The sequence below is a fragment of the Escherichia sp. E2586 genome (genome assembly GCF_005781105.1).
Lineage (GTDB): Bacteria > Pseudomonadota > Gammaproteobacteria > Enterobacterales > Enterobacteriaceae > Escherichia.
The window spans coordinates 1-10512 of record NZ_VATN01000005.1; the positions used below are offsets into that span (position 1 = coordinate 1).

At 52.7% G+C, this 10512-nt stretch carries 10 protein-coding genes and 2 pseudogenes; 9 read left to right on the forward strand and 3 right to left on the reverse strand.

The window, feature by feature from the left end:
* From FEK50_RS05180 to phrB, 3 genes and pseudogenes are all read left to right on the forward strand, one after another.
* Positions 1–165, forward strand: a pseudogene (locus FEK50_RS05180) (ISAs1 family transposase); the annotation flags it as partial.
* Positions 166–306: 141 nt separating this feature from the next.
* Positions 307–816: a YbgA family protein gene (locus FEK50_RS05185; protein WP_131162603.1), complete on the forward strand. Its 510-nt coding sequence runs from the start codon at positions 307–309 to the stop codon at positions 814–816.
* Positions 813–2231 carry a deoxyribodipyrimidine photo-lyase gene (gene phrB, locus FEK50_RS05190; RefSeq protein ID WP_131162604.1) on the forward strand — a complete coding sequence of 473 codons (1419 nt, stop codon included), beginning with the start codon at positions 813–815 and terminating at the stop codon, positions 2229–2231. The genes FEK50_RS05185 and phrB overlap by 4 nt, the downstream gene beginning before the upstream one ends.
* A gap of 129 nt (positions 2232–2360) precedes the next feature.
* Here the strand turns inward: phrB and dtpD are convergent, their stop codons facing one another.
* On the reverse strand, positions 2361–3842 hold the full coding sequence (dtpD, locus tag FEK50_RS05195; protein WP_131162605.1) for a dipeptide permease DtpD: 1482 nt from the start codon (positions 3840–3842) through the stop codon (positions 2361–2363).
* A gap of 270 nt (positions 3843–4112) precedes the next feature.
* On the opposite strand from dtpD, the gene ybgI reads away from it, so the two are divergent.
* The 5 genes from ybgI to nei are packed head-to-tail and all read left to right on the forward strand — an operon-like array spanning position 4113 to position 8012.
* The gene (gene ybgI / locus FEK50_RS05200) at positions 4113–4856 is read left to right on the forward strand and encodes a radiation resistance protein YbgI (protein WP_130215061.1); all 744 of its coding nucleotides are present in this window, start codon (positions 4113–4115) and stop codon (positions 4854–4856) included.
* Positions 4857–4878: 22 nt separating this feature from the next.
* Entirely contained in the window at positions 4879–5535 is a 657-nt protein-coding gene (pxpB, locus tag FEK50_RS05205; RefSeq protein ID WP_130210756.1) for a 5-oxoprolinase subunit PxpB, read from the forward strand.
* Complete coding sequence (pxpC, locus tag FEK50_RS05210) at positions 5529–6461, forward strand: 5-oxoprolinase subunit PxpC (protein ID WP_131162606.1); 933 nt, start codon at positions 5529–5531, stop codon at positions 6459–6461. Before pxpB ends, pxpC begins: the two co-directional genes overlap by 7 nt.
* The gene (gene pxpA / locus FEK50_RS05215; RefSeq protein WP_131162607.1) at positions 6451–7185 is read left to right on the forward strand and encodes a 5-oxoprolinase subunit PxpA; all 735 of its coding nucleotides are present in this window, start codon (positions 6451–6453) and stop codon (positions 7183–7185) included. Before pxpC ends, pxpA begins: the two co-directional genes overlap by 11 nt.
* Positions 7186–7220: 35 nt before the next feature.
* A complete protein-coding gene (gene nei / locus FEK50_RS05220; RefSeq protein WP_131162608.1) occupies positions 7221–8012 on the forward strand; it encodes an endonuclease VIII in 792 nt (263 codons plus the stop codon).
* On the opposite strand, the gene FEK50_RS05225 is transcribed toward nei, so the two are convergent.
* Both FEK50_RS05225 and tnpA read right to left on the reverse strand, forming a co-directional pair.
* Positions 8009–9055 carry an AbrB family transcriptional regulator gene (locus FEK50_RS05225; RefSeq protein ID WP_131162609.1) on the reverse strand — a complete coding sequence of 349 codons (1047 nt, stop codon included), beginning with the start codon at positions 9053–9055 and terminating at the stop codon, positions 8009–8011. The genes nei and FEK50_RS05225 overlap by 4 nt on opposite strands.
* A 269-nt stretch (positions 9056–9324) precedes the next feature.
* Positions 9325–9741, reverse strand: a pseudogene (gene tnpA / locus FEK50_RS05235) (IS200/IS605 family transposase).
* Positions 9742–9823: 82 nt separating this feature from the next.
* Here tnpA and FEK50_RS05240 point away from each other — a divergent pair.
* Positions 9824–10512: transposase (locus FEK50_RS05240; RefSeq protein ID WP_240783258.1), on the forward strand; the 689-nt coding region annotated here is incomplete at its 3' end.

Consider the following 10512-nt stretch of genomic DNA (forward strand, 5'->3'; position numbering starts at 1 on the left):
CTTAATAAAGCCTTTGAGGAAAAATTTCCACTGAAAGAATTAAATAATCCAGAGCATGACAGTTACGCAATTAGTGAAAAGAGTCACGGCAGAGAAGAAATCCGTCTTCACATTGTTTGCGATGTCCCTGATGAACTTATTGATTTCACGTTTGAATGGAAAGGGCAGCCATGGACAGAAACTACCTGGCGTCAGTCCTTGCGGGGAGCAGCCTTTCGTAATCTTGCCCTGCTACAACAGGATTAGCTTCAAAAATTTCATTTCCCAACGTCTACACTTACTCCTGTAAACTGTTCAGGAGCAGTAATGAATCAACAACGATTTGATGACAGCACTCTAATCCGTATCTTCGCGCTTCATGAGTTACATCGACTGAAAGAACATGGCTTAACGCGCGGAGCGCTTCTCGATTATCACAGCCGCTATAAGCTCGTATTTCTGGCTCATTCCCAACCGGAGTACCGCAAACTTGGCCCATTCGTGGCTGATATTCATCAGTGGCAAAATCTGGATGATTTTTACAACCAGTACCGCCAACGCGTAATTGTTTTGCTTTCTCACCCCGCCAACCGACGTGACCACACCAACGTTTTGATGCACGTTCAGGGGTATTTTCGCCCGCATCTTGATTCCACAGAACGCCAGCAGCTGGCGGTGCTTATCGACAGTTATCGCCGTGGCGAGCAGCCTCTTCTTGCGCCGCTGATGCGTATCAAACACTATATGGCGCTTTATCCTAACGCCTGGCTTTCAGGGCAGCGTTATTTCGAACTTTGGCCGCGTGTGATTAACTTGCGCCATGCAGGAGTTTTATGACCATCCATCTGGTCTGGTTTCGCCAGGATTTACGTTTGCACGATAATCTCGCGCTGACTACCGCTTGTCGCAATTCGTCTGCACGCGTGCTGGCGGTGTATATCGCTACACCACGCCAGTGGGCGACGCATAACATGTCGCCGCGTCAGGCTGAACTTATCAATGCTCAACTGAATGGGCTACGAATAGCGCTGGCGGAAAAAGGTATTCCTTTATTGTTCCGTGAAGTGGATGACTTTGTCGCCAGCGTCGAAACAGTTAAACAGGTGTGCGCGGAAAATCGTGTTACCCACCTGTTTTATAACTATCAGTATGAGGTGCATGAGCGGGCGCGGGATGTGCAGGTTGAGAGAGCGCTACGTAACGTGGTGTGTGAAGGATTTGATGACAGCGTGATCCTGCCGCCGGGGGCGGTGATGACTGGCAATCATGAGATGTACAAAGTCTTTACGCCGTTTAAAAACGCCTGGCTGAAACGGTTGCGGGAAGGGATGCCGGAGTGCGTCGGTGCACCAAAAGTTCGTAGTAGCGGATCGATAGAGCCCGCGCCATCCATTACGCTGAATTACCCTCGTCAGTCTTTCGATACCACGCATTTCCCGGTGGAAGAAAAAGCGGCGATTGCGCAATTACGCCAGTTTTGCCAGAACGGTGCCGGAGAATATGAGCAACAACGAGATTTTCCGGTAGTAGAAGGCACCAGTCGTTTGTCCGCCAGCCTGGCAACGGGTGGATTATCGCCTCGCCAGTGTTTACATCGCCTGTTGGCGGAACAGCCGCAGGCGCTGGAAGGCGGACCGGGTAGTGTCTGGCTTAATGAGCTGATATGGCGCGAGTTCTACCGCCATTTGATGACGTATTATCCTTCGCTGTGTAAACATCGTCCGTTTATTGTCTGGACCGACCGCGTGCAGTGGCAGAGTAATCCCGCGCATTTAAAGGCCTGGCAGGAAGGCAAAACGGGATACCCGATTGTCGATGCTGCTATGCGTCAGCTTAACAGCACTGGCTGGATGCATAATCGCCTGCGGATGATCACAGCCAGCTTTCTGGTGAAAGATTTGTTGATCGACTGGCGGGAAGGTGAGCGGTATTTCATGTCGCAACTGATAGATGGCGATTTGGCAGCCAATAACGGTGGCTGGCAGTGGGCGGCTTCAACGGGGACAGATGCTGCGCCGTATTTTCGTATTTTCAACCCGACAACCCAGGGCGAGAAATTTGACCGCGAAGGCGAGTTTATCCGCCAGTGTCTACCGGAGTTGCGTGATGTGCCAGGGAAAGCGGTGCATGAGCCGTGGAAGTGGGCGCAGAAAGCGGGCGTGAAGCTGGATTATCCGCAACCGATTGTCGATCACAAAGAGGCGAGGCTGCGAACGCTGGCAGCGTATGAGGCGGCGAGGAGGGGGAAATAACAGACTCGTGCCCAGATGCCGGATGCGGCATGAACGCCTTATCCGGCCTGGCAAATAGTGCAAATTCAATGGGCCATCCAGGCCTGATAAGACGCGTTAAGCGTCGCATCAGGCATCGGTGTTGGCCTACTAAGACTCCAGCGCCAGCGCACGGTTTCTGAACTTAAGCGCCTGATACAGCCAAATCATCAGCACCAGTCCTACACACGCCAGCGCACCCCAGGTGATTTGATCAAACACTTCTATATATGCATTGATGGAGTAATTGAGCGCCCCGGAAGCATCAAACGAAGCTTGCGATGTTTGATCGGCAATGACGCCCGCCAGATAGTTAGCAATCGCACCGGAAAGCAGCATGTAAATGCCGGTTAATACGCCGGTCACGCCGGGGATTTCAATACGCGTAATTTGCGACATAGCAACCGGATCGATAAACAGTTCGGCAAACCCCATCACTGCCAGACCAAGCACCATCAGCGGCAGGGAAGAGTGGCCATACATTGCAGACCAGCGGGCGCTTAAGCTAAGGATACAGAACCCGGCGCTCATCAGGCCGAGGCCAAGAGCAAATTTCCCCCAGATGCGCACGGTACGATTACCCGCAACGCTCTCTTTTACCACCCAGGCAAGCACCACACCGCACGACATCACAGCAAAAGCATTAATCGACTGGAACATGGCGGTCGGAACGCTATAACCGAAAATATCGCGATTAACGAAGCGGTCGATATAAAGGCTAATCGAGCTGCCGCCCTGTTGTGCGAAGGCCCAGAACAACATGCTGAAGAAGGTGAGCGTCACAATCAGCCCCAGCTCCTTACGCTGTTTCTGGTTTTCTGCTTTGCGATAAATTTTCGCCAGTACCGCCAGACCAATGATAGTGGCGACAATTAAGGCGTATACCGACCACTCTTTCCAGAACAGTACAGTAATCAGCGCAGGCGTTGCGACCAGCAGAACCAGCAGCCATCCCCAGTTCGGCAGGAGAAAGTTTGTCGCACGCAGCACCTTTTTGTTAACGCCGCGGGTATGTGTGAAATGACGATTGCCACATAAGAAAATGATCAGACCCGCGATCATGCCAACCGCCGCCAGGCCAAAGCCCATCGCCCAACTGTACTCTTCCTGGGCGTAACCACAGGCGATAGGGGCAATAATCGATCCCACGTTACCCGCCGCATACATCAGCGAGAAACCGCCATCGCGACGTGGATCGGTCGGTTCATACAGTTCACCAAGCAGGCAACTGACGTTGGATTTAAACAGACCATAGCCGCAGACAATAATCGCCAGCGACAGATAGAGGAATGTCGGGTGGATTTCGCTGGCGCCCAGTACCACATGCCCGACTGCCATCAACAATGCCCCTATCATTACTGCCATGCGGTTGCCGAGCACTTTGTCCGCCAGGAAACCGCCGAGGATCGGCGTGACATACACCAGCGAACAGTAGGCGCTAAATAACGCGTAAGCGTGGGTGTCGTTGTATTTCAGTTGATTGGTGAGATAGAGAATCAGCAAGGCACGCATGCCGTAAAAGCTAAAATATTCCCAGATTTGCAGCGCGACAACGTAGTAGATAGCGCGCGGCTGTGATGCGTGTTTATTCATAGTAATTCCGCGGTTGGATGCGACACCACGTAATAGTTGCGCGGCGTGCGTGTGTTTCCTTAAAGTTAAAACTCTGATACAGATCTGATTATTTATGCAATATGCTGTCTGATTGCATAAATATACATGAACTATGCATTTATGAGATAAACAATTTGCGCCTTTTGGCGATGGGTTTGTTTCTTAATATGTCGAAAGATTGGCTATCGACGAACAGGCGAGGGAACGCTATGTTAACGGAGTAGCTATCAGAATATGGAAGGCGCAATGATGAAAAACACCGAACTGGAACAACTGATTAACGAGAAATTGAACAGCGCGGCGATAAGTGATTATGCGCCGAATGGTTTGCAGGTGGAAGGCAAAGAGACGGTGCAAAAAATTGTTACCGGTGTCACCGCCAGCCAGGCGCTACTCGATGAAGCGGTACGCCTGGGCGCTGATGCGGTCATTGTGCATCATGGTTATTTCTGGAAAGGGGAATCGCCAGTAATTCGCGGTATGAAGCGTAACCGCTTAAAAACATTGTTGGCGAATGATATCAACCTGTATGGCTGGCATCTGCCACTTGACGCACATCCTGAGCTGGGCAATAACGCGCAACTGGCGTCGTTACTGGGGATCACGGTCATGGGCGAAATTGAGCCGTTGGTGCCGTGGGGCGAACTGACCATGCCGGTACCGGGGCTGGAACTGGCCTCATGGATTGAAGCGCGTCTGGGACGCAAGCCGTTGTGGTGTGGCGACAACGGCCCGGAGGTAGTACAGCGCGTCGCCTGGTGCACCGGTGGTGGGCAAAGTTTTATTGATAGTGCCGCGCGTTTTGGCGTGGATGCTTTTATTACTGGCGAAGTTTCTGAACAGACCATTCATTCAGCCCGCGAGCAGGGATTGCATTTTTATGCTGCGGGTCACCATGCTACCGAACGCGGCGGTATTCGCGCGTTGAGCGAGTGGTTGAATGAAAATACCGATCTTGATGTGACCTTTATTGATATTCCTAATCCTGCATAACGAATAGTCAGAGGGATCGAAAGTGCAACGAGCGCGTTGTTATCTGATAGGTGAAACGGCGGTAGTGCTGGAACTGGAGCCGCCGGTGACGCTGGCCAGCCAGAAACGGATCTGGCGGCTGGCCCAGCGTCTGGTGGATATGCCGAATGTCGTTGAAGCTATTCCCGGCATGAACAATATCACGGTGATTTTGCGTAACCCTGAAACGCTGGCGCTGGACGCCATAGAGCGTTTGCAACGCTGGTGGGAAGAGAGCGAGGCGCTGGAACCGGAGTCTCGCTTTATCGAAATTCCGGTGGTTTACGGTGGCGCAGGCGGGCCGGATTTGGCGGTGGTCGCTGCGCATTGTGGGTTGAGCGAAAAACAGGTCGTTGAACTGCACTCCTCCGTGGAATACGTGGTCTGGTTTTTAGGTTTTCAACCGGGATTCCCGTATCTCGGGAGTTTGCCGGAACAACTACACACGCCACGGCGCGCTGAACCGCGCTTGCTCGTTCCGGCAGGTTCTGTCGGGATTGGCGGGCCGCAGACCGGTGTTTATCCACTGGCAACGCCGGGCGGCTGGCAGTTGATAGGTCATACTTCGCTCAGTCTGTTTGACCCGACGCGTGACGAACCTATCTTATTGCGTCCGGGAGATAGCGTGCGCTTTGTACCGCAGAAGGAGGGAGTATGCTGAAAATCATTCGTGCGGGCATGTATACCACCGTGCAGGATGGCGGCCGTCACGGTTTTCGCCAGTCGGGTATCAGCCACTGCGGCGCACTGGATATGCCTGCGCTACGCATTGCTAACCTGCTGGTGGGTAATGATGCCAACGCGCCCGCGCTGGAGATCACGCTCGGTCAGTTAACGGTTGAGTTTGAAAGCGATGGTTGGTTTGCCCTGACTGGCGCAGGTTGCGAGGCGCGGCTGGATGATAATTCTGTCTGGACTGGCTGGCGCCTGCCGATGAAAGCAGGCCAGCGTTTAATGCTTAAACGTCCACAACATGGTGTACGTAGCTATCTGGCGGTGGCGGGCGGTATTGATGTGCCGCCAGTGATGGGGTCATGCAGCACCGATCTCAAGGTGGGGATTGGCGGGCTGGAAGGGCGTTTACTGAAGGATGGTGACCGACTCCCCATTGGCAAAGCGAAGCGTGATTTTATGGAAGCGCAGGGCGTTAAACAGCTGCTGTGGGGCAACCGGATTCGCGCCTTACCGGGGCCGGAATATCATGAGTTTGATCGCGCCTCGCAGGATGCATTCTGGCGTTCGCCCTGGCAGCTTAGCCCGCAAAGTAACCGCATGGGCTATCGCTTACAGGGGCAAATTTTAAAACGCACCACCGATCGCGAACTGTTATCTCACGGTTTGTTGCCAGGCGTGGTGCAGGTGCCGCATAACGGGCAGCCCATTGTGTTGATGAACGACGCGCAAACTACCGGCGGTTACCCGCGCATTGCCTGCATCATTGAGGCTGATATGTACCATCTGGCGCAAATTCCGCTCGGTCAGCCGATTCATTTTGTCCAGTGTTCACTGGAAGAGGCGCTGAAAGCGCGGCAAGATCAGCAACGTTATTTCGAACAATTAGCGTGGCGGCTGCACAATGAAAATTGACCTTAACGCCGATCTGGGCGAAGGGAGTTCCAGCGATGCGGAACTTTTAACGCTAGTTTCGTCGGCCAATATTGCCTGTGGATTTCATGCAGGCGATGCACAAACCATGCTGGTAAGCGTGCGAGAAGCAATAAAAAATGGTGTGGTTATTGGCGCTCATCCGAGCTTTCCCGACAGAGAAAATTTTGGTCGCAGCGCCATGCAGCTGCCGCCAGAAACCGTTTATGCCCAGACGCTGTATCAAATTGGCGCGCTGGCAGCGATTGCCCGGGCGGAAGGTGGCGTAATGCGTCATGTTAAACCGCACGGCATGTTATACAACCAGGCAGCGAAAGACGCACAACTGGCAGACGCCATCGCCAGAGCCGTTTACGCCTGCGATCCGGCATTGATTCTCGTTGGACTGGCAGGAAGCGAGCTGATTCGTGCAGGCGAACGATATGGGCTGGTAACGCGCGAGGAAGTGTTTGCCGATCGCGGCTATCAAGCCGACGGTTCGCTGGTGCCGCGAAGCCAACCAGGCGCGTTGATTGAAAACGAAGAACAGGCGCTGGCGCAAACGCTGGAGATGGTGCAACACGGCAGAGTCAAAAGTATCACCGGCGAATGGGCAATGGTCGCGGCGCAAACGGTCTGCCTGCATGGCGACGGAGAACACGCACTGGCGTTCGCCCGCCGGCTACGATCTGCATTTGCCGAAAAGGGGATTGTTGTCGCAGCATAATCCCTCTGAACAAAGAATGAAAAAAGGATATCACCATGCCTGAAGGTCCGGAGATCCGCCGTGCAGCGGATAACCTGGAGGCGGCGATCAAAGGCAAACCACTGACCGATGTCTGGTTTGCCTTCCCGCAGTTAAAACCTTATCAATCACAACTTATTGGTCAGCATGTCACTTATGTGGAAACGCGCGGAAAAGCGTTGCTGACCCATTTTTCGGATGGCTTAACGCTCTATAGCCATAACCAACTCTATGGTGTCTGGCGCGTGGTTGATACTGGCGAAGAGCCGCAGACCACGCGGGTGTTGCGGGTAAAGCTGCAAACAGCCGACAAAACCATTCTGCTTTATAGCGCCTCTGATATTGAAATGTTAACGCCGGAACAACCGACGACGCATCCGTTCTTACAACGCGTTGGCCCCGATGTGCTCGACCCGAATCTGACGCCGGATGTGGTGAAAGAACGGTTATTGTCGCCGCGCTTTCGTAACCGTCAGTTTGCCGGGTTACTGCTTGACCAGGCGTTTCTGGCAGGGCTTGGCAATTATCTGCGCGTGGAGATCCTCTGGCAGGTTGGGTTGACCGGAAATCATAAAGCGAAAGATCTCAACGCGGCGCAACTGGATGCGCTCGCACACGCGTTACTGGATATTCCGCGACTTTCTTACGCTACGCGGGGGCAGGTGGATGAAAATAAACATCACGGCGCGCTGTTCCGTTTTAAGGTTTTTCATCGTGATGGCGAACCGTGCGAACGCTGTGGCGGCACCATTGAGAAAACCACGCTGTCATCGCGCCCGTTTTACTGGTGTCCTGGTTGCCAGCACTAGGCCGTTCGCTTCGGCGCATAGGTTGAAATAAACCGCGCAATGGCAGGCCCCGTCAGCAAAATACTGAACAGGCGCAGGGTTTGCATCGCCATAATAAGCGCCATATCGGCATTGCTCCCTGCGGCGATGACCGCCACCGTATCTAGTCCGCCGGGGCTGGTGGCGAGGTAGGCAGTCATAAAATCAATATGCATAAACCAGGTCAGCCCCCACGCCATCGCGGCGCAGATGGCGAGCAGAGCATATATCGACAGCAGGATTTGCGGCAGCGGACGCAATGCCCGCAGTAAGATTTGTTTATCGAAGCCCAGACCAATTCGCCAGCCAATCGCCATATAAGCTATCGCCAGCAGCCATTCCGGTAACTCAATCGTGATGAACTCGCCAGACTGGAGCACCGCACCTGCCAGCATCGGAAAAAGCATCGTGCCGGAAGGAAGACGTAGCAGGCATCCCGCCGTACCGGCAACGACCGCGAGCAGGATGGTGAACAGGAGATGAATGCTGACTGGCGGAAACCATACTATCTGCTGGTTAACCGCTTCAGCGTTATCGCCCAGCATCATTCGGGTGACCAGAACAGCGGCCCCCGCGACAAACAGTACCCGCAGATACTGCATAAACGCTACCAGGCGGATATCTGCGCCGTAATCCTGCGCCATCGCGACCATTGCCGCCGCACCACCAGGCGAGGAGCCCCAGGCACCAGTATTTCCGGGCAGTGAGCTATAGCGCACCAGTAACCATCCCACGATAGCACTGGAAAGCAACGTCACCAGTAAAATAGCTAACACAATCGGCCAGTTAACCGCCAGCGTGGTCAGGATCGAACCGGTCAGGTTTTGCGCAATCATACAGCCAAGAATGGCCTGCGCGGCGAGAAAAGCGGAGCGGGGGAGTTGCAGGGTAACCCCGCGCATACTAAAGATGATCCCGGCGATCATCGGCCCAAGCAGGAGTGCCGCCGGGAGATGTAAAGCGAGGAAGCCAATAGAAAGGAGAAGTGACAGAACACATAACATTCCCCACTGTAGCACTGGCATCCGTCACTCCCTGTTTAATTTACCTTTGGTGTATCGATACAGCATAAAGAATGCGCCTTAACGAAAAAATAGCGGTAATCAAGAAAAAGCCAGATTTTGGTTAAAGGGCGTATTAAGTACCGTTGTCTCCCTCTCGTTTGTAAAAGAGAAGTTAAAGGGCCTGAGTCCGGTAGAATACCGGACTCAGGCCACATCGCGGACTAATTATCACTGTCCAGGTTTATGGGGGCAGTTCAATCAGGGCGGGGATATAAGGCGCGGTTTTTCACCTAACCAGGTGTTTGCTGTTGTTCAATGTATTGGCGGATGACGGATATTGGCGCACCTCCGCAGCTACTGGCAAAATAGCCGGGACTCCACAAAATGCCTTTGTAGTAATACCTGACTGCAATATCTGGTCGATCTCATCGCAGTAACCTACTCGATACGCCTTTGAGGCTGTTTACCAGACTGGATATTGCCAGTTTGGGTGGATAGTTAATTAACAAATGGACGTGATCTTGTTCGCCATCCATTTCAACCAGTTCAGCTTCAAAATCAGCACATACATTTGAAAAGTAAGTGCGTAGTTTTTCTGTCGCGTCATAGTCAAAAATCTGACGTCGGTATTTGGTGACAAAGACCAAGTGAACATGCGTGGGAAAAACACAGTGCCTTCCGCGTCGGATATCGGTTTCTTTTTTCATAGACCAAAATATAATTTGACCGGTGAAACGACTGCAGGCATTTAAATTCCAGTGAAGACCCGGTGGTCAACAGGAGCGTGAAATGAGGCGCTTCGCAGGCGCATGTCGTTTCGTTTTCAATCGTGCTCTGGCACGTCAGAATGAGAATCATGAGGCCGGTAATAAATACATCCCTTACGCGAAAATGGCTTCCTGGCTGGTTGAGTGGAAAAATGCCACTGAAACACAATGGATTAAAGATGCCCCATCACAGCCATTGCAACAGTCACTGAAAGACCTTGAGCGGGCTTACAAAAACTTCTTCCAGAATCGGGCTGCTTTTCCCCGATTCAAAAAGCGGGGACAGAATGATGCATTCCACTACCCGCAGGGCGTTAAGCTCGATCAGGAAAACAGCCGTATTTTTCTGCCGAAACTTGGCTGGATGCGCTACCGGAACAGTCGTCAGGTCACGGGGGTTGTAAAAAATGTCACAGTCAGCCAGTCCTGCGGTAAGTGGTACATCAGTATTCAGACTGAAAGTGAAGTATCCACTCCTGTTCACCCTTCAGTATCAATGGTCGGACTGGATGCTGGCGTGGCTAAACTTGCCACGCTGTCAGATGGCACAGTCTTTGAGCCTGTAAACAGTTTCCAGAAAAACCAGAAAAAGCTGGCGAGACTTCAGCGACAGTTAAGCCGCAAGGTCAGATTCAGCAACAACTGGCAGAAGCAGAAACGCAAAATACAGTGTCTGCATTCCCGTATCGCAAATATCCGCAGGGACTACCT